The sequence below is a fragment of the Nocardioides sp. genome, assembly GCF_047607185.1.
Lineage (GTDB): Bacteria > Actinomycetota > Actinomycetes > Propionibacteriales > Nocardioidaceae > Nocardioides.
Genome location: NZ_JASGDQ010000126.1, coordinates 35,836 through 57,055 on the forward strand (window position 1 = coordinate 35,836; position 21,220 = coordinate 57,055).

Below are 21,220 nucleotides of genomic sequence, written 5' to 3' on the forward strand. Positions count from 1 at the left end.
CGGGCTGAGAACCCCGAAGTTGCTAATGCCCAGACATCAATCGCAGTGATGGAGGCACGATGGGAGCGCGCACCGTCGACCTGAACCTGCTCGAGCCGCTCGACGCGCTGCTGCGGGAGCGGAGCGTGACCGCGGCGGCCCGCCGGACGGGGGTCACCCAGCCGGCGATGAGCGCCTCGCTGGCCAAGCTGCGCCGCCACTTCGACGACGCGATGCTGGTTCGGGTCGGCAACCGCTACCGGCTGACGCCGTTCGCCGAGGCGCTGCGTCCCCAGGTCGAGCGGGCCCTGGCCGACGCGCACGCGACGCTGCTCTCGGGGGCCGGCGCGTTCGACCCGCGCAGCACCGAGCGCGAGTTCGCCGTGCTGGCCTCCGACTACGCCATCGCGATGCTGGGTCCGCGGATCGTCGAACTGCTCCGGCGGGCGGCCCCGCGCTCGCGGCTGGCCTTCAGTCACTTCGACGCGCCGACTCTGCTGACAGACCCGCGCATCATCGACCAGGTGGACGGGCTGATCCTGCCGCACGGTTACATCACCGAGTACCCCTACGCCGAGGTGTTCGGCGATCGCTGGGTGTGCCTGGTCGCGCATGACAACAGCGCCGTGGGGGAGGAGTTGAGCCTGGAGGTCATGAAGGGGCTCACCTGGATCCGGACCTACCGCGACGCCTGGCTGGGCACCGTCGCGGAGCGCCAGCTGCGAATGCAGGGCGTTGAGCTCCGCACCGGCTTGATCTCCGACAGCTTCCTCAGCCTGCCGTTCCTGGTGGCCGGCTCGGACATGGTCGCGCTCGTCCCCTCTCGGCTGGCGCGGCAGGCGGCCCGGGCGGGCGACGTACGCGTGCTGGAGTGTCCGGTCCGGATCACCGGCCTGAACGAGGCGCTGTGGTGGCATCCCTCGCGCACCGGCGATCCTGCCCACTCCTGGCTGCGGCGGATCATCTCGGCCGCCGGTCGCGGGTTGAGCCCGACCGACGAGCCGACAGGCGTGCGTTAGAGCCGGTCGGCGACCCAGTCGCTGATGAACGACGTCGCGACCGTCATGTCGTCGGCGCTGCAGTGCATCGAGCCGCCCTCCTCCTTCGTGAAGATGCGCAACTCGCGGTCCGGACTGCTCACGGCATGCTCGTACTGCGCCTCCGCATAGGAGAGCGGAATCTGCGAGTCCTGCTCTCCGTGGGTGACCAGGAACGGGACGGTGATCTGCTCGACCACGCCTTCCAGGCTCATGCAGGGGGCGAAGGCCATGAACTCCTCGAGGCTGTCCTTGCCGAAGACCCACTGCACGTGGTCCCAGTAGTGCGGCACCGGCCGGTCGCCCTCGCGTGCGAGCCGCCGCTGTTGCAGCTCGCCCCAGTTGTAGTTGGCGCCCCAGGCGACGCACAGCTTGAAGCGCTTCTCGAAGGCGGCCGCCCGCGGCGCGTAGTAGCCACCGAGCGACCAGGCCAGTACGCCGACACGGGAGGCGTCGACGTCGCTGCGGCTCTCCAGATGGTCGATGACGGAGGCCGACCAGTGCTCGCTGTCGTGCCGGCCGGTCAGGCGGCGCAGTCGCAGCGCCTCTCCGCTGCCGGGGTGGTCGACGATCAGCGTGGCGATGCCGCGGCGGGCGAGCTGCTGGGCGATGCCCGAGCCGAAGATCATCTCCTTCATGCTGTCCAGGCCGTTGTAGGCGACCATGACGGGCGCCGGTCCGCCGCCCACCGCCGGCACGAGGTACGCCGGCATCGCGCTGTCGCCGTAGGGCACCTCGACCGACTCGCAGGGCCGCTCGGCCAGCCGCACACCGGAGCGGAACGCGTCGAGACCCTTGCGATAGGCCTCGGCCCGCGGCGGGAAGTGGCGGCTCTGCATCCGCTCCGCGGTCAGGTAGTAGACCGAGGCGCGCAGCAACAGCTCGCCTGCCGTCAGCGCATGACCGGCGGCCGCAGCGTCCTCGGCCCGGGCGACGAGCGCGTCCGCCTGGTCGCACCAGGTGGCGAAGAACTCCTCCGTGCCGGCGTCGTCGCCGCGCGTGGACGTGGCCCGCAGCCGCTCGCAGATCCGCGCCACCTCGGTGAGGCTGCCGCCGGTGTTCAGCGCGATATTGGCCGAGAGGTTCCAGACGTAGTTGTCGGGGAACGGCCAGAAGGCGCTCATCGCTGCGGTGCTCATTTGAGGGCGAGCGCGCTCACCGGCGACCCGGCCGCGCCCGTGATGGGCAGCGGCGAGGCGACGAACATGAACACGTACACCCCGTCCTCGCGACAGTCGACGGCCAGCGCGTCCAGGTCGAAGATCTCGCCGAAGGGGATGCCGCCGTGGACGAGTGAGACCAGGTGCAGCGGCTGGAACACGGGGATCTCGTTGGGCCGCACCTCGACGCCCCAGGTGTCGGTGGCGACCGCGGCGATCTCGTGGTCGTACAGCCACGGCGCCATCGTCAGCGAGAGGCCTGGTGCCGCTCCGCCGGAGTAGTCGCCCCAGGCCGCGCGCCGTGCCGACATGAATCCGGTGCGGACGATCAGCGCGTCGCCAGACTCGACCGCGATGCCCTTGTCGGCGCAGTAGGTGTCCACCTCGTCGGGGGTGATCGCGTAGCCGGGCTCCAGGGTCTCCACGCCCTTCCAGGTAGCCAGGTCGAGGAAGACGCCACGCGTCACGATCCGGCCGGTCAGCTTCTCGATCCCGTTGTGGGCCGCGCCCTTGCTGGTGACCTCGGCGGCGGACCGGCCGTTCCACATCCGGCCCTCGTAGAAGATGTGGGAGAGCGCGTCCCACTGGGTGCCTGCCTGGGTCGGCAGGATCACCGTGTCGTCGGCGTAGCCGAAGCCCTTGGCCGGACCCCAGCCGCCGGGCAGCGGATCTTGTGCGCCGCCGAGATGGTCGGTGCCGGTGGCGGTGGTGAGGAGCTGGGGATTGGGCCGAAAGCCGCCGTTCTGCGGTCCGAAGGCGTCGTAGGGCAGGGTGAGGGAGATCGACCTTCCCTGGGTGACCAGCCGGGCGGCGCGGGCGATGCACGCCGGCGTGATCAGGTTCAGCGCGCCGATCTCGTCGTCCTCGCCCCAGCGCCCCCAGTTCGAGAACCGAGCGATGTAGTCCCTCAAGGTCGCCTCGCTGAGCGCTTCGCTGGTTGTCATGCCTATCTCTCCTGCTCGTCGTCGGTCATCGGGCTGTGACCCCCGCCACGGGATCACGGATAGAGTGGGCTAAAATGTATCCAAAAGCAATGAGTTGACACATCTTTGAACTCCGGATACCTTCCTCGGTCATGTGGCACCAGTCACATTGCGGATTGGGCACGTAGCCTCGAAAGGACAGTCCATGACAGTGAAGTCAGCGCATCGCAGGACCAGCCGCCTCGCCCCTCTCGCCCTGCTCGCCGCGGGAGCGCTCGCCCTCACTGCCTGCTCGGGAAGCAGCGCCAGCGACACCACGACGGGCGCCACGTCGGACACCGGCGCGGCGGCGACCAGCGCCGACGCGACCGGGGGCGCCGTACCGGCGGGTGTGACCGAGGTTGTCGAGCAGGCCACCGCGAAGGTCACCGAGTTCCCAGGGCCTACGGAGGCCGTCGCGGCACCAGAGGGCAAACGCGTCATGATCATCGTCTGCGGCTCGATCGGCATCGGCTGCGTGCTCGGCGCCGACGGTGCCAAGGACGCTGCGGAGGCGCTCGGCTGGGAGGCCACCATCACCGACGGCAAGCTCGACCCGACCGTCCAGAACTCGCTCATCAAGCAGGCCGTCACCGACGGTTACGACGGCGTCGTGCTGACCTCCATGAACCCGGCGCTCGTGGCCGGTGGCCTCGCCGACGCGAAGGAGGCCGGCATCCCGGTGGTCTCCGTCTACATCCCCCACTACGACGGCGCCCCGGAGGTCGACGGCTACGTCACCAGCGACCACACCGAGGGCGGCAAGATCGCGGCCGACTGGATGATCGCCGACTCCCAAGGCGCTGCGAACGTGCTCGTGCTCGACGACCCTGCCTACCCCGAGACCACCGAGCGCAACGACGCGATGGTGGACGAGTTCGAGGCGAATTGCCCTGGCTGCACGGTGAAGCGCCAGGAGTTCTCCGCGGCCTCGATGGCGCAGCAGTTGGCCTCCCAGGTCTCCGCCTCGCTGGGCCAGGACGACGAGCTCGACTATGTATGGGCGCCGTACGACGCCGCCGGCCCGTTCGTCCAGCAGGGCATCCAGCAGGCGGGCAAGACCAAGGCGGTCAAGTTCGTCAGCGCCGAGGGCGACCCGACCGCTGCGGACGCGGTCCGGGGCGGCACCCAGGCCGCGGACCTGGTGACCGCGGACGACTACATGGGTTGGGTCTCCATCGACCTGCTGGCGCGCACCTTCGCCGGCGTCGAGCACGACGCGCAGGCCACCGTGCCGCAGCGACTGCTGACCGCCGACAACATCTCGGACGTCCCATCGGGCGACACCTGGAGCCTGGACGGCGTCGACTACGCCGCCGCATTCAAGAAGCTGTGGGGCAAGTGAGCCAAGCCGCTGAGGTGGCCTCCGCACTGTCGGTGCGGGGGCTCACCAAGAGCTTCGGCGGCAACCCCGTCCTGCGCGGTGTCGACCTCGAGGTCGGCCAGGGGCAGATCCACGCGCTGCTCGGCGAGAACGGCGCCGGCAAGTCGACCCTGATCAAGATCCTCGCTGGCGTGTACGACGCCGACGGCGGCGAAATCCGGGTCGGCCCGACGGTGCTGCCGCCGACGCACACCGCAGACGACGCCCGCGCGGCCGGGCTCGCGTTCGTCCACCAGAACCTCGGCCTCATCGATGGGCTGTCGGTGGCCGACAATGTCGCCCTGCAGGTCGGCTACGCCACCCGCAACCGTTTGATCGACGCGCGGTCGACCGCCGCCCGGGTCGGCGAGTTGATCGAGCAGGTGGGCGCGAGATTCTCCGCCCACCGACTGGTCGGCTCGCTCACTCAGGACGAGAAGGTGCTCTGCGCGCTCGCCCGCGCCTTCGCGCTCGACGCCCGGGTCGTGGTCCTCGACGAGGTGAGCGCCAGCCTGCCCGCTCCCGAGATGGACAAGCTCGCCGAGAGCCTGCTGGAGTCCAAGGCGGCCGGCATGACCTACCTCTTCGTCACCCACCGGCTCTCCGAGGTCTTCTCCTTCGCCGACCGGCTCACAGTACTCCGCGACGGCACCGTCTCGCTCGACGCGCCGGTCTCGGCGGTGACCCCGGACGGCGCGGTGGAGGCGATCCTCGGCGAGGCGCTGGCCGAGGAGACCGCCAAGACCTCGCGCACCTACGGCGACGCCGTGTTCTCGGTGAGCGGCCTGCGCGCCGAGGGACTCAGCGCCGACCTCGACCTGGAGGTGCGCCGCGACGAGATCGTGGCGGTCTGCGGCCTGGTCGGCAGCGGCACCCGCACCGTCGCCCGGGTGCTCGGCGGCGCCGAGCGGCCCACCGCCGGCAGCGCCACCCTCGGCGGCCGGCCGCTGCCACTGGGCCGGCCGACCGAGCTCGCTCGAGCCGGTTGCGCCTACGTGCCGGGCCGTCGCCAGGCCGAGGCGGTCTTCCCGCTGATGAGCGTGTGCGAGAACACCTTCCCCACCCGCAGCAGGCTCTCCGCCTGGACCGGCCTGGGCTGGGCCCGGCCGCGCGCCGAGCGGGAGAGCGCGCAGCGCCTCAGCACGCAGTACGCCGTCAAGGGCGGCCTGGACCAAGCCATCGATGAGCTCAGCGGCGGCAACCAGCAGAAGGTCGTGATGGCCCGCACCCTTGCCCACCGTCCCGAGGTGCTGATCCTCGAGGACCCGACCGCCGGCGTCGACGTCGGCTCCCGCGCCGGCATCCACCGGGCGGTGCGCGAGGTCGCGGCCGCCGGCACCGGCGTGCTGCTGGTGAGCACCGACTTCGAGGAGGTCGCCAGCCAGGCCGACCGCGTGCTCGTCATGCGCGACGGCCGCGTCGCCGCCGTCCTGTCGGGCGAGGAGCTCACCTTGGAGGCCCTGGTGCGGGCCAGCCACGGCGCCGATCGCGGCCCCGCCAGTGACCACGTCAAGGAGAACCAGGAATGACGACGCTACTGTCCAAGTCCGGCCCGGGCGGCGACCGCAAGGCGGGCTCGAGCGCACTGCCGGGCCCGGCGTCCCCGATCGCTCGGTTCGGTCTGCTCGGCATCTTCGTGCTGCTGATCGTCTTCTTCTCGATCATCAACCCCGACCGGTTCCCGACCACCGGCAACGCCAGCACCATCGCGCTGGGACAGGCGGCGAACGCGCTGCTCGCCTTCGCCGTCATGGTGCCGCTGGCGGCCGGTCAGTTCGACCTCTCGGTGGGCTACCAGTTCGGGTTCGCGCAGTCACTGCTGGCCTGGCTGGCCATCTCCCAGGGCATCGAGTCCGCCCTCGCGCTGCTGATCACGCTCGTCTGTGTGTGCTGCATCGGCCTGGCCAACGGGCTGATGGTGACCCGGCTCAAGCTCCCCTCCTTCACGACCACGATCGGCACCGGCATCGTGGTCCTCGGCATCACCGAGTGGCTGACGGGGAACCAGGTCATCTTCGGGGAGCTGCCCGGCTGGTTCGCCAATATCGGTCGTGGCCAGGTCGTCGGGATCCCGCTGCCCTTCGTCATCGTGATCGTCGTGGCCGTCGTACTGCTGCTCCTCACCGAGCGCACCCTGTGGGGCCGTCGTGCCTACGCGACCGGCGCCAACCCGGAGGCCGCTCGGCTGACCGGCATCCCGGTCGATCGACTCACCCTGCAGTCGTTCCTGCTGGGCAGCGTGCTCTGCACCCTCGCCGGCGCCATCTCGATGACCAACCTCGGCGGCTCGTCCCCGGTCGTCGGCCTCGGCGCCCTGCTCCCGGCCTTCGCCGGCGCCTTCCTCGGTGCCACCGGCATCCGGCCCGGCCGTTACAACGTGCTCGGCACGCTGATCGCCATCTACCTGGTGGGCACCGGGATCTCGGGCCTGCAGCAGCTGGGCGTGGAGCCCTACGTCCAGGACCTGTTCAACGGTGTCGCACTGCTGGCCGCGATCGTCGTCTCGGCGGCGGCGACGCGCCGGTTCGCTCGGAGGACCTGACGTGGCCGAGACGCTCAGCCCCACCGGCCCGCTGACCCGCCATCTGACAGATCGCGACGTCGAGCGGCTGGTCTCCTGGCCCGAGGCGGTCGCGGCGCTCAAGGCGGCCTACGCCGAGCCCGTCGACCCCGCCTCGGTGCCGGGCAGGTCGACCGCCCGCGGACCGGGACACTGGCTGCGGAGCCTGCCCGCGGTCTCGCCGGCCGGCGATTACGCGGGGGCCAAGCTCATCTCCGCCTCCGCGACCGGTGGCATGGCCAGCTATTTGTTGGCGCTCTTCGACGCCACCACGATGGAGCTGGCGGGCCTGATGGACGCCAACTTCGTCACCGGAATGCGTACGGCGGCGACCTCCGCGGTCGCGGTGGACGCCATCGCCCCGCAGCAGCCGCTGGACCTGGCGATCCTCGGCAGCGGTTTCGAGGCGTTCAAGCACTTGGCCGCGCTCGCGCAGGTCCGTGGCTTCTCACGGGTCCGGGTGTTCAGCCCTCGGGCCGAGAGCAGACAGCGCTTCATCGCCAAGGCCGCAGCCGAGCTCGGCATCGAGGTCGAGTCGGCTCGCGACGCCGAGTCTGCCGTCGCCAGCGCGGAGCTCGTCGTGTGCGCCGCCCGATCACGTGACGAGTCCCCGATCCTGCACGGCGACTGGCTCGCCGACGGCTCGACGGTGGTCTCGATCGGCTCGACGGTGCCCGAGCAGCGCGAGATCGACTGGAGCACCCTGGACCGAGCGGCGCGGGTCGTTGCCGACGTGGTCGACGAGGTCCTCCACGACACCGGTGACGGCATCGAGGCCCGGGCCCGCGGCGTCGACCTGACGGTGAAGTGTGTGGCACTGACCGACGTCGTCTCCGGTCGCATCACCGCCCGTGAGGCGCCCGACCAGATCGTCGTCTACAAGTCCGTGGGCTCCGCGCTGCAGGACATCACCGTCGGCGCGCTGGCCCTGCGCCGCGCGCTGGCGAGCGACGTCGGCTACGACACGCCTTCGCTGATCGTGCCGGTTCCGAAGTGACCACCGAGGAGATCAGATGACCACGCTCCAGCTCTTCCGGCTGCTGCCGGAGAACACCGCCGATGGGCATCGGCCGGCGAGTGCCGCCGCCTCGGGCAGGCACACCTACCTGCGGTTCGCCGACCCCTCGCCGATCGAGTCGAGCCATCGTGGACCCCAGTCCGCGGCGGTCGAGACCTGGCTGGTCGACAGCGTCGAGGAGGCGGACGCCGTCCGGACCGCCGTGCCCGACGACGGCAGCGTCTGGGTGACCACCCGTCGGCACGTAGTGCTCGGCGGCGCGCCGCTGACCGAGGTCGACGCCGCCTTCGGCATCAAGATGGTGGTCGGCATGTGCCGACGCGAGGGCATGTCGGTGGAGACCTTCCAGCAGCACTGGCTGACCACCCACTCCGAGCTCACCCTGGAGGCCCCGGGGACCTCGCGCTACGAGATCGCGCTCCCCGTCGTGGACGAGTACCTCCGGGGCGAGCCGGCCTACGACGGCTTCGCTGAGCTGTGGTGGCGCTCTCAGGCCGACCTGGACGCCTACCTGGCCTCGCCGGTGATGGGCAAGGTCGGCGAGGACATGGAGCTCTTCGTGTCGTCGTCGCGGCCGTTCTGCTCGCTCTACTCGACGACCGGCGAGCGCTGGCTCTAGGCCGCCACCGACCCGATCAGGACAGCAGACAGAAGGGAATGAGGACGATGAGCATGACCCCGCAGGGGCGCTTCCAAGGCAAGGTCGTACTGGTCACCGGTGCGAACGGCGGCCAGGGTGCCGTGCACGTCAAGCGGTTCCTCGAGGAGGGCGCGAACGTCGTCGCCCTCGATGTCGCCGGGATGCCCGAGGCGCCGAGCGTGACCGACGTCGGCGCCGGCCAGCTGCTGGAGTGCCGGGCCGACGTACGCGCGCTGGCCGACCTCGAGCGCGCCGTCAGTGCCGCGACCGAGGCCTTCGGCGGCATCGACATCGTCGTGGCCAACGCCGGCATCAACGGCAGCCGCGGCCCCGCCGTGGAGTTCGAGGAGGAGGAGTGGCTGCGCGTCCTCGACATCAACCTCAACGGCGTCTGGCGCACCATCAAGGCGGCGGCGCCGTCGCTGCTGGCCTCCACGAAGAGCCCCTCGGTCATCATCATCGGCTCGACCTGCGCCGTGAAGGGGTATGCCACCTCCGGCCACTACACCGCCGCCAAGCACGGGCTGACCGGCCTGCTCAAGGTGCTCTCGGCCGAGCTCGCGCCGAAGGGGGTGCGGGTCAACATGATCAACCCCACCACCGTGGACACCCCGCTGATCCAGGTCCAGTCCATGTACGACGCCTTCGTGCCGCCGGGTCAGGAGCCCACCGCGGAGAACTTCCGCCAAGCCATGTTCGGCCTCCACCAAATGCCGATCCCGTGGATCGACCCCGAGGACGTCACCGCCGCGGTGATGTGGCTGGCCTCCGAGGAGTCCCGCTATGTCACCGGCGCCCAGCTGTCGGTCGACGGCGGCGCCGTGCTGCTCTGACCCACCCCTCTAGCCCACCCGCGCATGGAAGAAGGACCCTCATGACCAGGACACTCATTATCGGCGCCGGCATCACCGGCGCCGCCACCGCCCACCTGCTCGCGGGCAAGGGACACGACGTGGAGATCGCCGAGATCGGCGAGGAGCTCCGCGTCCTCGGCAGCGGCATCACCCTCATTTCCCCGGCGCTGCGCGCCCTCGACCGGCTCGGCGTCCTCGACGAGTGCATGGAGCACGGCTACGGTGTCTCCGAGTTCACCTGCCTCGACATCGACGGGCAGGAGCTCTTCACCTTCCCGCTGCCGACGCTGGGCGACAACATGCCTGGCATCGTCGGGATGCTGCGCCCGACGTTGCACCAGATCCTGCTCGACCACGCGTTGGCCGCCGGGGCGAAGGTCCGCACCGGCATCGGCCCGACCTCGATCACCAACACCGAGGACGGCGTCCAGGTGACCTTCACCGACGGGACCGAGGGCAGCTACGACCTGGTCCTCGGCGCCGACGGGCTGAACTCGACGGTTCGCGCGATGCTGTTCACCCAGGAGAAGCCGGTCTTCCGCGAGCAGGGCTGCCTGCGCGCCGTGGTGGCCAAGCCGGCCGGGCTCGGCGACCGCGAGCACGACTTCTCCGGCGACCCGATCGCGCACCCGGGCTTCACGATCACGGGCCCGGACAGCATGTACGTCTACTGCAATGTCCCCGCCGCCGACACCTCCCGGCCGGCCCAGGCCGACCTGCCTCGGATCATGCGCGACTTCCTCGCGCCGTACGGCGGGGTCATGAACGAGGTCCGCGAGTCCATCACCGACCCGGAGAAGGTCAACTACGCCCTCTACGAGACCATCGTGACCCCCAAGCCCTGGCACCAGGGCCGGGTGGCGCTCATCGGCGACGCCGCGCACTCCACCACGCCACAGCTCGCCGCGGGCGGCGCGATGTGCCTGGAGGACGTCGTCGTCCTGGGCGAGGAGCTGGACCGGGCCGGCTCGATCCCCGAGGCGCTGGCCGCCTTCACCGAGCGCCGCTACGAGCGCTGCAAGTTCGTCGTCGACACCTCGGTCCAGATCGCCGCCTGGCAGCTGCGCCCCGACACCCCCGGCGCAGAGCCGGAGGTCGTGCGCGAGAACGCGTTCAACGTCCTGGCCCAGCCGTTCTGAGGAGAGCCAGATGACTAACTACGAGAAGGGCGAGGCCCGCGCCTGGGCCCGCGAGCACCTGACGGGGGTATCGGGGGTCACCATCCCCTCCTTCACCGCAGACCTGGCCGGCCTCAACACGAAGGGCATCGCCCACGACATCGAGCACCTGATCGGTCTCGGCTTCGACTACACCCTGGTGATGTCCGAGCTGGCCATCACCCCGGAGGAGAACGCCGAGTTCACCGCCATCGCGCGCGAGACCGCGGGCGACCGACTCGGGCTCTTCTTCCATGCTGCCTGGGGGACCCTGGCCGAGAACATCCAGGCGGTCAAGCTGGCCGAGCAGGCCGGCGCGGACGCCGTGCTGCTCTCCTATCCGCCGCAGTTCTGGCCCACCCAGGAGAGCCAGGTCTACGACTACACGCGGTCGTTCTGCGAGGCCACCGACCTGGCGGTCATGCTGTTCCCGATCCCGACCTGGGGGTTCGAGCGCATCCATCCGGCCGGCATGTCCGTCGAGCTGGTGCGACGCATGATCGACACCATCCCCAACGTCGCCGCGATCAAGGCCGAGCAGGGCTACCCGCTCCCGGTCGGGCCGATCGAGGCCTACCACCACTTCAAGGACGACGTGGTGATCAGCTGTCCGATCGAGAGCCACTGCATCCCGCTGATGGACGTGCTGGACATCCGGTTCTCCGGGACCAGCAACACCCAGTGGATGAGCGACTACTTCCCCAAGGCGTTCCGGCTCGCCCGCGAGGGTCGCTGGACCGAGGCGATGGAGCTCTACTGGCAGATCAACCCCGCCCGCGGCGCCAACGACTCCGTCGCGTCGAGCTATCTGAGCTCGACCGGCGCCATCAACCGCACCATCTGGAAGTACCAGGACTGGCTGGCCGGCTTCAACGGCGGCCCGCTCCGGGCGCCGGCGATGAGGATCCCCGACCGCCACATGCGCACCCTTCGCGCCGGTCTGGTCGCGGCCGGACTCCCGGTGACCGATCTGCCTGACAGCGAGTTCATGGTCGGCCGCCACCCCGCGTGACAACCACGAAAGCAGAAGCGAAGAAGTGACTACGACATCTGAGAGCGCCGTGCTCACCCAGGACCGCGCGCTCTACATCGCCGGCGAGTGGCTCCCTGCCGCCGATGGCGCGACGTTCACGGTCGGCGATCCGGGCAACGACGAGACCCTCGCCCTGGTCGCCGATGCGAGCCCGGCCGACGGGCTGGCAGCCGTCGCTGCCGCAGACGAGGCGGCGGCGGGCTGGGCTGCGACCGCCCCGAGGGAGCGCGGGGAGGTGCTGCGCCGCGCCTTCGACCTGATGCGCAGCCGACGTGAGGAGCTCGCCCGGCTCATCACCCGGGAGAACGGCAAGGCGCTCGCCGAGGGCCGTGGTGAGGTGGACTATGCCGCCGAGTTCCTCCGCTGGTTCTCCGAGGAGGCCTGTCGTGGCCTCGGCACGCTCGGCATCTCGCCGGACGGCAGCCGGCGGATGCTGACCGAGCTGCGGCCGGTCGGCACCAGCCTCTTCGTCACGCCTTGGAACTTCCCGGCGGCGATGGCGACGCGCAAGATCGGGCCGGCGCTGGCCGCCGGCTGCACCGTCGTACTCAAGCCAGCCGCCGAGACCCCGCTGACGGCGTACGCGATGGCCGAGATCTTCGCGGAGGCCGGCGCGCCTCCCGGCGTCGTCAACGTCGTCACCACCACGGCCTCCTCGAAGGTGGTCGGCGCGATGATGGCCGACCCTCGGGTCCGCAAGATCTCCTTCACCGGCTCCACCGAGGTCGGCCGGGTACTGCTCCGCCAGGCCGCCGACCGGGTGCTCCGCTGCTCGATGGAGCTCGGCGGCAATGCGCCCTTCTTGGTGCTCGAGGACGCCGACATCGAGCGGTCGGTGGCGAGCGCGATGGTGGCCAAGCTGCGCAACGGCGGCCAGTCCTGCACCGCTGCCAACCGGTTCTATGTGCACCGGTCGCGGGCCGAGGAGTTCACCGAGCGGTTCGCGGCGGCCATGGCCGGGACCAAGGTCGGCTACGGCCTCGACGAGGGCGTCGACATGGGCGCGATGATCAGCCACGCCGCCGCCGCCGACGTCGCCCGGATCGTCGACTCCTCGGTCGCTGCCGGCGCGCAGCTGGTGACCGGGGGAGGAGTGCTGGACGGCCCTGGCGCCTACTACGCGCCCACGGTGCTCGCCGAGGTGCCGGCCGACGCCCCCTGCTTGCAGGAGGAGATCTTCGGCCCGGTCGCCCCGGTCGTCGTCTTCGACGACGACGACGAGGCCATCGCGCTGGCCAACGACACCGAGTTCGGCCTGGTCGCGTTCGTGCAGTCCCGGGAGCTCACCCGGGCACTGCGCGTCGCTGACCGTCTGGAGGCCGGCATGGTCGGGATCAACCGCGGCGTCGTCTCCGACCCGGCCGCGCCGTTCGGCGGCGTCAAACAGAGCGGCCTCGGCCGCGAGGGCGCCCACGACGGCCTGCTGGAGTTCCTCGAGACGAAGTACGTGGCTGCCTCGTGGTGACCGACCCGCTCCTCGACTGGGCGCCGGCCAGGACCGGTGCCAGCCGGATCGAGCGGTTCGCCCGGCTCGCCTCCGAGCGGGTCGGCCGCGATCTGACCGGTGACTACCACGACCTGTGGTCCTGGTCCGTCGAGGACCCGGCCGGCTTCTGGGCCCTCGTCTGGGAGTACGGCGGCCTGCCGACGCGGCCCGAGGGCCCGGTGCTGCCCGATCCGCGGATGCCCGGCGCGACCTGGTTCCCGGGGGTGGAGCTCAACTACGCCGCGGCGATCCTCGAGGGACGCGACCCGGCCGCGACGGCGCTGGTCACCATCAGCGAGAGCGGCGACCGACGCGATGTGACCTGGGGGGTGCTGCGCGAGGAGGTCGCCGCTCTCGCCGCCGAGCTCAGATCGACCGGCGTGGGTCGTGGCGACGTGGTCGTGGGCTACCTGCCCAACGGTCGCGAAGCGGTGGTCGCCCTGTTGGCCACCGCGGCGATCGGCGCGACCTGGGCCGTGTGCGGTCTGGACTACTCCGCCGCTGCGGCACTGTCGAGATTCGAGCAGCTGCGGCCGGTCGTGCTCGTGACCGCCTCACGACTCGCCTACGGCGGCCGCGCGCAGGACCGGACCGAGCAGGCCGCGGCGGTCCTCGCGGGTCTGCCCACGCTTCGGACGGTGATCCAGGTGGGAGAGGGCGACCTGCCGGATGCGATGCCGTGGGCGCAGGCCGTGGCGGACCGGGACGCCGAGCTCGACGCGGTGCCGGTCGGCTTCGACCATCCGCTGTGGGTGCTGTTCTCCTCCGGCACCACCGGCCGGCCCAAGGGCATCGTCCACGGCCACGGCGGCGTCGTCCTCGAATATCTCAAGCAGGCCATGCTGCACTGGGATCTCGGGCCTGGCGAGCGGTTGTTCTGGTACACCACGCCGAGCTGGATGATGTGGAACTTCTCGGTCAGCTCGCTGCTCTCCGGAGCGGCCGTCGTTTGCTACGACGGCAGCCCGGGCCATCCGACCCCTGACGCGTTCTGGCTGATTGCCGCGGCGACCGGTGCGAGCGTCGTGGGCACCAGCCCCGCCTATCTCGAGTCGTGCCGCAAGGCGGGCGTGACTGCGGTGGGCCACGCGGAACTCCGAACCGTCGGGGTCACGGGCTCGACCTTCGTACCGAGCACCCACCACTGGCTGCGCTCGGTCCTCGGCGAGCGTCCTCAGATCGTGTCCTCCAGCGGCGGCACCGACGTGGTGTCCGCATTCGCGGCCTCGGCACCGAATCTGCCGGTGTGGGAGGGCGAGCTGTCGGCACCTTGCCTGGGCGTGGACCTGACGGCGTACGACGCCGACGGCCGGGCCGTGGTCGGAGAGGTCGGCGAGCTCGTCGTACGGCAGCCGATGCCGTCGATGCCGATCGCCTTCTGGGACGACCCGGACGGCGCGCGCTATCGGGCCGCCTACTTCAACGCCTACCCCGGCGTCTGGCGGCACGGCGACTGGATCACGCTCACCGAGCGGGGCAGCGTCGTCATCCACGGTCGCTCGGACGCGACGCTCAACCGCCAGGGAGTGCGGATGGGCACCGCCGACATCTACGGTCCGGTGGAGGCGTTGCCCGAGGTCACCGAGGCGCTGGTCGTCGGCGTCGAGTGCCCGGACGGCTCCTACTGGATGCCGATGTTCGTCGCGCTGGCCGCCGGCGTGGCCGCGGACGACGGGCTGCGGGACCGGATCGTCGCGGCGATCCGGTCCCAGGCCTCGCCCCGGCACGTCCCCGACGAGATCGTGGTCGCACCGGGGATCCCGCACACCCGTACCGGCAAGAAGCTGGAGGTGCCGGTGAAGCGACTGCTGCTGGGGCAGCCGCTGGCTACCGTCGCGGACGCTGCCGGCGTCGACTCGCCGGAGCTGCTCGACTGGTATCGGGACTTCGGAGCCACCCGCGAGCGCGACTGAGCACGGGCCTCATTGCATACTCACCGCATGGTCGCATCCCTCGAACCGGAGCGCTCGGGCCAGAGCGTGGAGGTCACCTATGCCCGACTGCGGGCCGCGATCCTCAGTGGCGAGCTGGCCGCCGGGTCGATCGTGACGCAGGCGAGGCTCACCGATGTCGCGGAGACAGGGCGGACACCGGTCAGGGAGGCGCTGCGGCTGCTGGCCGGCGAGGGACTCGTCATCTCCGAGGCCAACAAGCGGATCATGATCGCGCCGCTGACACCCGCAGACCTCGAGGAGCTGGAGCTGCTCAGGATCTCGATCGAGTGCGCGGCGATCCGGCTGACCGTGCCGCGGCTGCGCGTCGACGACATCGCCCGGTTGGAGGGTCTGTTCGCCGAGATGGGCCATTACCAGCGGATCGCGGACTTTGACCGCTTCGACGTGCCGCACCGCCAGTTCCACCTCGCGCTGGTCACCGCGATGGGACCGGCGACCGTGAAGCGACTCGGGGAGCTGCGCGACTACGACCGACGCTATCGTCGGCTGTTCGCCAACGTTCCCAACGCGGCGGCCGAGTACGCCGCCCGGCACGCCGAGCACCGGGAGATCCTCGACCGCGCCACCGCCGGTGACGCCGTGGGCTGCGCGAGGGCGCTGGCCGCGCACTACGGCCACTCGACCTCGCACATCTTCGCCGAGCTCGATCCGGCCTACGAGCCGGTCCGGCTGCGGGCGCTCGTGGAGTTCTACGGCGAGTGAGCTTCGATATTGACATGGACGGCGGAATATACGTGCTGCCGATTGAGATTGCAGCCAATGGAGACGACAACATCGGCTGGTACCAGAAGCTGTGACCCGCTCTAGGTGGCCGCTGGCCAGGGTGGCCTTGCTGGCTTTGCTCTTCGCGAGCTGCGATGGTCGCTCTCATTCAAGACAGGACTCCGGTGAAGCGGTCACGCCGGAATCGCTGAGGTCCGCAGTCGCTGTCGTTTATGGCAACACCCCGTGGCTCGAGGCGAACTTGCGAGGTGAAGTCGCCATTGTGCAACCGGATGGCTCATTCTCAACGATCGAGACCACGGGAATGTATGCGGGTACGCCGCGGGTGGACGGCGACGCCGTCTACTTCTCCGACCAAGCAGCCGACTACCGGATGGACAGCGAGGGTATCGAGAAGCGAGAGCGCTCGGGCCCACCGAATCAGATCGATCAGTGGGGCGGAGGGGTCAGCGGACGGCATCTGACGGTCTTCAACTCGGGAACGCGCAACAGTGCTAGATACGGCTGGGACGTGAGCGTGTGGGACACGAAGGCGCTCCTGTCCACCACGCTTTTCCGTGAGATGTGGGACTCGGTGGCCTGCGGTTCCGATGCCTACTTCCTCATGGGTCCATGGCATCGCCGCAGCAAGGTGGGTGCCGCGCGACTCCTACGGCTCACGGTGGCGGAACACCGGATCGTCGTGACCAAGATCGGCGTAATACGGAGCGGTCGGGGTGGAACGCGATACCGCGGCCTCGACTGCGTAGACGGCAGCCAAGGCCCGCGATTGTCGCTTCTGCGGGCCATTGGGAGATCCTGGTCGGTCGGGCAGTTTGAGGTCGGTGCGGGCGACCCGACCTGGATCGATGTCGTTGGCTCCAATGGTCCTGAGATCGATCGGTATCAAACGATCGGGACCGGGGACGGCTACGTGATGGTCGACTGGGAGAAAAGCCAGGTGTGGCGGATCGATGTCGATACGGGCGCTTTCGTCAAGCTATTCGATCTGGCATATGGAGGCACTGCCGGGTACTCCCTCGCGGGCCCGCAGACCCTGCTCGTGCTCGCGGGAGCGTCCGACGACCTGGCGCTCACCTGGTACGACCTAACCAGCGGCGCGGTGACACGGCACGTCCCGATCGGCGATCTCGCGGAGTTCTTCGATGGCAGGGGAGAGGTCATCGAAGGCGCTCCACTGTCCCTACGGTAGCGCCAGACCCCCGAAGATCGGCCGTCCGCTCGGCCGGGTTGCGTCATCCACCCCCGCGCGGAAGATCGCAACGGCGCAGCGCTATCCCGCTCCGATCAGCACCAGCATCGAGAAGCTGCCCACGAGCACGCTCAGCGACATCAGCACCCAGCGACGCTGCATCCCCGCCCATACGGCATCGGCCACCAGCGCGATTCCGGTCACGGCTAATGCGATCGTGACTGCGGTCAGTGCCGGCTTGTCCTCGACGCGGCCGACCCAGCCCACCGACATCGAGAGGAGGATGAGCTGTCTGAGTAAGAACACCTGCGCGACCGCACCAACGGCCAGGGTCAACCAGGCGATCGCGAGCTGTGCCCTCTTCGCGCGGAGCTCGCGAGAATCTGTGCTCACGTCGCCCATGCTCGCGCGTCACTCCAGCCGCGTCAACGCGGCGACGAGACTCATGAAAGGGAGTCTCCCCTAGTCTTGGCCCATGCGGATCACCAAGTTCGGCCATGCCTGCGTCCGGATCGAGCACGCCGGCGGCACGCTGGTGCTCGACCCCGGCATGTTCACCGACGCCGAGGCGCTCGACGGGGCCGACGCGGTGCTGATCACCCACGAGCACGCCGACCACTGCCTGCCGGCGCACCTGGCCGGCAGCGACGCACCGATCTTCACCATCGCCGAGGTGGCCGCCAAGATCCGCGCGGATGTGCCCGAGGCCGCCGAGCGGATCACCGTGGTCGCGCCGGGGGAGACGTTCACCGCCGCCGGGCTGCCGGTCACCGCCGTCGGCGAGCTGCACGCGGTCATCCATCCGGAGATCCCGCGGGTCCACAACTCCGGCTACCGGATCGAGGTCGACGGCCAGCAGGTGTTCCACCCCGGCGACGCGCTCACCGGCCCGGACCGGGCCGTCGACGTGCTCTTCGTGCCGGTCTCGGCGCCGTGGGCCCGCAGTGCCGACCTGATCGACTTCGCCCGCGAGGTCGGTGCGCCGCGCAATGTCGCGATCCACGACCGGGTCTACTCCCAGGCAGGCTCGGCCATCTTCGACTCCCAGATCAACCTGCTCCTCCCCGAGCAGCAGACCTACACCCGACTCGCCGATGGAGCCGACCTGTGATCTTCGCCGTCACCTACCTCTACGAGAACGACACCGAGGCGCTCGACCGAGTCCGCCCCGAGCACCGCGCCTTCCTCGCCGACCAGGACGGGCTACTGCTCTCCGGCCCGACCGAGGACAACGGCGCGCTGCTGATCTGGGAGGCCAAGACCTCCGCCGAGGTCGAGGAGGCGCTCGACGAGGACCCGTTCTGGACCGAGGGCCTCATCGCCGAGCGCAATGTGGTCGCCTGGAGCCCCGTCCTCGGCCCCTGGCGGGAGTCGCTGGGCATCTGAGGTCTCGATCATCCGCCCAGGGCGTCGCGGACCGGGATGAGCTTGGCGTTCGACTCGGCCAGCTCGGCCTCGGGGTCGGAGGAGCCGACCACGCCGCAGCCGGCGAACAGCCTGACCGTGTCTCCCTCGGCCAGTGCCGAGCGCAGCGCGATGCCCCACTCGCCGTCGCCGGTGGCGTCCATCCAGCCCACCGGGGCGGCGTAGCGATCGCGAGACATGCCCTCCAGCTCGGCGATCAGCGCCACTGCGGCCTCTCGCGGAGTGCCCCCGACGGCGGCCGAGGGGTGCAGCGCGGCGGCCAGCTCCAGGCTGGTGATGCCGTCGCGGACCACCCCGGTCACGTCGGTCGCCAGATGCACGACATTGGGCAGGTGCAGCACGTACGGCGCCTCGGGCACGTTCATCGACGAGCAGTGCGGCTCCAGCGCGTCGGCCACCGACCGGACGGCGTACTCGTGCTCCTCGAGGTCCTTGCTCGACCGGGCCAGCGTCGCGGCCAGCGTCAGGTCGTGCTCGTCGTCGCCGGTGCTGGCCCCCATGGCCGCGGGGAGCGTGCCGGCCAGCACCCGTGAGGTGACCAGGCCACGCTCACGCCGCACGTAGAGCTCAGGTGTCGCGCCGAAGAGACCGTCGACGTGGAACGTCCAGCACATCGGGTAGGCGCTCGCCAGCCGGGCCAGCGGACCGCGCACGTCCACCGTCCGGTCGGCCACGGCGATCACGTCGCGGGCGAGCACCACCTTCTCCAGGTCGCCGGCGTTGATCCGACGTACCGCCTCCGCCACCACGCCCATCCATTGGGCGCTGTCCAGTGCGCCATCGGCGAAGGCCACCTCGCCGAGCGGCTGGACCGGCTCGACGGCCCCCTCGGCGGAGGCGCCGCCGATGGTCGTCACCCAGGCCGCCTCGCCCCGCCGGCCGACGACGACCGAGGGCAGCACGAGCACCGAGTCGCCGGGCTCGTCGGCGAAGGCGAAGGAGCCGAACGACACCAGCCCGGTGCCGGGCTCGCCGACCTCGTCGGTCACCGTGGCTCGGGCCACCAGCTCCGACCACCACTTGGCCGCGTCGGCGAACCGAGTCGGGCCCGTCGTACGGACCCGGGCGGCGACGCCCCAGCCGACCAGCCCCTCGCCGCGCCGAACCCACGAGACGGGGGAGTCGGCGGGCAGCAGCGCGACCAGATCGGCCGCCGTCGAGACCGGCACCGCCACGGTTCGCGCCACCACGGAGTCCACGCCTCAACCCTAGGCGGTCCCGATTCGGGGCCGCTCAGGGACGGGCGGTAGCGTCGCGTCCCGTGACTTCCCGTGTTGTCCTCCCCGGCGTCGTGCTGGGGGTCGTGGTCCTCGCCCTCTTCGCCGCTATCGGCATCGGCCTGCCGAAGGCGGTCGGCGACTCGGACGGGCACGGCTCGAGCGAGCCGATCGTCCTGCCCGACACGCTTCCCGGTGGCTACACCGCGACCGACCTCGAGGAGGCGTGGGCCAGTGCGCCGGCCGACCAGGCCGAGCAGGCCAGCGCCTACGCGCGCAACGAGGCCGTCGCCCGGACCTACGCCGACAAGGTGCTCGCCGAGACGGGAGTCGTCGCGGCGACCCGGAGCTACATCTCCGAGGACCTCAGCAGCCCGGTGATCGTGCAGGCCTTCCGTGCCGACGGCGGCGCCTTCTCGCCGCTGCAGATCATCGACGCCTCGACCGCCGAGGCCGGCGACTCCGTCGACAGCCTGGTCACCAGCCACGGCGTCACCTGCATCCAAGCGGGCACCGCCGACGGCGCCGGCGGCGTCCAGGCCAGCTACTTCGAGTGCCAGAAGTCCGCCGACGGCTTCACCATCCAGGTCACCTCCGCCTCGACGACGATCGAGGACGCGGTCGACCTCGTCGAGTCGGTCTGGGCCGAGATCGCCTGAGGCCCGGGCCACCGTGACGCGCGCCGACCTCGACAAGCAGCCGGGCGACGTACGTCGCATGTTCGACGCGGTCGCACGCCGCTACGACCTGACCAACGACGTCCTCTCGCTCGGCCAGGACCGCCGCTGGCGGCGCGAGGTCCTCGACGCCGTCGCCGCAACCGCCGGCGAGCTGGTGCTCGACCTCGCGGCCGGCACCGGCACCTCCTCGGTCCCCTTCGCCGAGGCCGGCGCCACGGTGGTCCCCTGCGACTTCTCGCTCGGCATGCTCAAGGTCGGCAAGCGCGCCCGGCCGGCGCTGCCCTTCACGGCCGGTGACGGCACTCGGCTGCCCTTCGCCGACGGCACCTTCGACGCCGTCACCATCTCCTTCGGGCTGCGCAATATCGTCGACCCGGCGGCCGGCCTCGCCGAGATGCGCCGGGTCACCAAGCCGGGCGGTCGGCTGGTGGTCTGCGAGTTCAGCCATCCGGTCAATGCCGGCTTCCGCAAGGTCTACATCGAGTACCTCATGCGGGCGCTGCCACGGGTCGCCCGCGCCGTCTCCTCCTCGCCGGACGCCTATGTCTACCTGGCCGAGTCGATCCGCGTCTGGCCCGACCAGCGCGGCCTGGCCGAGCTGATCCGCGAGGCCGGCTGGACCCGCCCGCAATGGCGCAACCTCTCCGGCGGCATCGTCGCCCTCCACCGCGCCACCGCTTAAGAGATTCCGCAGGTAGGGGCTGTCGAGTGAGGCGTCGTTCCAGGGCGTGGCTGAGTGCCGCCGACGAGGGAGCCGTGGCGGAGCCACGGCGACTGAG

21 protein-coding genes are annotated in these 21,220 nt (G+C 70.5%); 17 read left to right on the forward strand and 4 right to left on the reverse strand.

The window, feature by feature from the left end; genetic code table 11:
* Nucleotides 1-59: 59 nt before the first annotated feature.
* On the forward strand, nucleotides 60-998 hold the full coding sequence (locus tag QM595_RS14910) for a LysR family transcriptional regulator (RefSeq protein WP_415172360.1): 939 nt from the start codon (nucleotides 60-62) through the stop codon (nucleotides 996-998).
* Here QM595_RS14910 and QM595_RS14915 read toward each other — a convergent pair.
* On the reverse strand, nucleotides 995-2,140 hold the full coding sequence (locus QM595_RS14915) for an alpha/beta hydrolase family protein (protein WP_415172361.1): 1,146 nt from the start codon (nucleotides 2,138-2,140) through the stop codon (nucleotides 995-997). The genes QM595_RS14910 and QM595_RS14915 overlap by 4 nt on opposite strands.
* Before the next feature lie 11 nt (nucleotides 2,141-2,151).
* A complete protein-coding gene (locus tag QM595_RS14920; protein ID WP_415172362.1) occupies nucleotides 2,152-3,120 on the reverse strand; it encodes a cyclase family protein in 969 nt (322 codons plus the stop codon).
* Nucleotides 3,121-3,304: 184 nt separating this feature from the next.
* Between QM595_RS14920 and QM595_RS14925 the strand changes: the two genes are divergently transcribed.
* The 12 genes from QM595_RS14925 (at nucleotide 3,305) to QM595_RS14980 (ending at nucleotide 17,119) form a co-directional block, all read left to right on the forward strand.
* Nucleotides 3,305-4,483 (forward strand): sugar ABC transporter substrate-binding protein, encoded by a 1,179-nt coding sequence (locus QM595_RS14925; protein ID WP_415172363.1) that lies wholly within the window; start codon nucleotides 3,305-3,307, stop codon nucleotides 4,481-4,483.
* Complete coding sequence (locus QM595_RS14930; protein WP_415172364.1) at nucleotides 4,480-6,030, forward strand: sugar ABC transporter ATP-binding protein; 1,551 nt, start codon at nucleotides 4,480-4,482, stop codon at nucleotides 6,028-6,030. The genes QM595_RS14925 and QM595_RS14930 overlap by 4 nt, the downstream gene beginning before the upstream one ends.
* Nucleotides 6,027-7,043, forward strand: coding sequence for an ABC transporter permease (locus QM595_RS14935; RefSeq protein WP_415172365.1), 1,017 nt, complete (start codon nucleotides 6,027-6,029; stop codon nucleotides 7,041-7,043). The genes QM595_RS14930 and QM595_RS14935 overlap by 4 nt, the downstream gene beginning before the upstream one ends.
* A 1-nt stretch (nucleotide 7,044) precedes the next feature.
* Nucleotides 7,045-8,058: an ornithine cyclodeaminase family protein gene (locus QM595_RS14940; RefSeq protein ID WP_415172366.1), complete on the forward strand. Its 1,014-nt coding sequence runs from the start codon at nucleotides 7,045-7,047 to the stop codon at nucleotides 8,056-8,058.
* 16 nt (nucleotides 8,059-8,074) lie between these two features.
* A complete protein-coding gene (locus QM595_RS14945) occupies nucleotides 8,075-8,698 on the forward strand; it encodes an EthD family reductase (protein ID WP_415172367.1) in 624 nt (207 codons plus the stop codon).
* 53 nt (nucleotides 8,699-8,751) lie between these two features.
* A complete protein-coding gene (locus QM595_RS14950; RefSeq protein ID WP_415172368.1) occupies nucleotides 8,752-9,552 on the forward strand; it encodes an SDR family oxidoreductase in 801 nt (266 codons plus the stop codon).
* 41 nt (nucleotides 9,553-9,593) lie between these two features.
* Nucleotides 9,594-10,712 carry an FAD-dependent monooxygenase gene (locus tag QM595_RS14955; protein ID WP_415172369.1) on the forward strand — a complete coding sequence of 373 codons (1,119 nt, stop codon included), beginning with the start codon at nucleotides 9,594-9,596 and terminating at the stop codon, nucleotides 10,710-10,712.
* 10 nt (nucleotides 10,713-10,722) lie between these two features.
* Nucleotides 10,723-11,742, forward strand: a complete 1,020-nt coding sequence (locus tag QM595_RS14960) for a dihydrodipicolinate synthase family protein (protein ID WP_415172370.1) — start codon at nucleotides 10,723-10,725, stop codon at nucleotides 11,740-11,742.
* Nucleotides 11,743-11,767: 25 nt separating this feature from the next.
* Complete coding sequence (locus QM595_RS14965; RefSeq protein ID WP_415172371.1) at nucleotides 11,768-13,228, forward strand: NAD-dependent succinate-semialdehyde dehydrogenase; 1,461 nt, start codon at nucleotides 11,768-11,770, stop codon at nucleotides 13,226-13,228.
* Nucleotides 13,225-15,162, forward strand: coding sequence for an acetoacetate--CoA ligase (locus QM595_RS14970; protein ID WP_415172372.1), 1,938 nt, complete (start codon nucleotides 13,225-13,227; stop codon nucleotides 15,160-15,162). Before QM595_RS14965 ends, QM595_RS14970 begins: the two co-directional genes overlap by 4 nt.
* A 27-nt stretch (nucleotides 15,163-15,189) precedes the next feature.
* Nucleotides 15,190-15,906 carry a GntR family transcriptional regulator gene (locus QM595_RS14975; RefSeq protein ID WP_415172373.1) on the forward strand — a complete coding sequence of 239 codons (717 nt, stop codon included), beginning with the start codon at nucleotides 15,190-15,192 and terminating at the stop codon, nucleotides 15,904-15,906.
* A gap of 121 nt (nucleotides 15,907-16,027) precedes the next feature.
* Entirely contained in the window at nucleotides 16,028-17,119 is a 1,092-nt protein-coding gene (locus QM595_RS14980) for a hypothetical protein (protein ID WP_415172374.1), read from the forward strand.
* Nucleotides 17,120-17,200: 81 nt separating this feature from the next.
* Here QM595_RS14980 and QM595_RS14985 read toward each other — a convergent pair whose 3' ends face one another.
* Nucleotides 17,201-17,521, reverse strand: a complete 321-nt coding sequence (locus QM595_RS14985; RefSeq protein ID WP_415172375.1) for a hypothetical protein — start codon at nucleotides 17,519-17,521, stop codon at nucleotides 17,201-17,203.
* A 73-nt stretch (nucleotides 17,522-17,594) separates the two neighbouring features.
* On the opposite strand from QM595_RS14985, the gene QM595_RS14990 reads away from it, so the two are divergent.
* Both QM595_RS14990 and QM595_RS14995 read left to right on the forward strand, forming a co-directional pair.
* On the forward strand, nucleotides 17,595-18,230 hold the full coding sequence (locus tag QM595_RS14990; protein ID WP_415172376.1) for an MBL fold metallo-hydrolase: 636 nt from the start codon (nucleotides 17,595-17,597) through the stop codon (nucleotides 18,228-18,230).
* The gene (locus QM595_RS14995) at nucleotides 18,227-18,505 is read left to right on the forward strand and encodes a YciI family protein (RefSeq protein WP_415172377.1); all 279 of its coding nucleotides are present in this window, start codon (nucleotides 18,227-18,229) and stop codon (nucleotides 18,503-18,505) included. The genes QM595_RS14990 and QM595_RS14995 overlap by 4 nt, the downstream gene beginning before the upstream one ends.
* Nucleotides 18,506-18,513: 8 nt before the next feature.
* Here QM595_RS14995 and QM595_RS15000 read toward each other — a convergent pair whose 3' ends face one another.
* A complete protein-coding gene (locus QM595_RS15000; RefSeq protein WP_415172378.1) occupies nucleotides 18,514-19,743 on the reverse strand; it encodes an isochorismate synthase in 1,230 nt (409 codons plus the stop codon).
* A 62-nt stretch (nucleotides 19,744-19,805) separates the two neighbouring features.
* Between QM595_RS15000 and QM595_RS15005 the strand changes: the two genes are divergently transcribed.
* Together QM595_RS15005 and QM595_RS15010 are read left to right on the forward strand one after the other, a co-directional pair.
* On the forward strand, nucleotides 19,806-20,420 hold the full coding sequence (locus tag QM595_RS15005) for a hypothetical protein (RefSeq protein WP_415172379.1): 615 nt from the start codon (nucleotides 19,806-19,808) through the stop codon (nucleotides 20,418-20,420).
* Nucleotides 20,421-20,433: 13 nt separating this feature from the next.
* Entirely contained in the window at nucleotides 20,434-21,123 is a 690-nt protein-coding gene (locus tag QM595_RS15010; RefSeq protein WP_415172380.1) for a demethylmenaquinone methyltransferase, read from the forward strand.
* Nucleotides 21,124-21,220 lie beyond the last annotated feature (97 nt).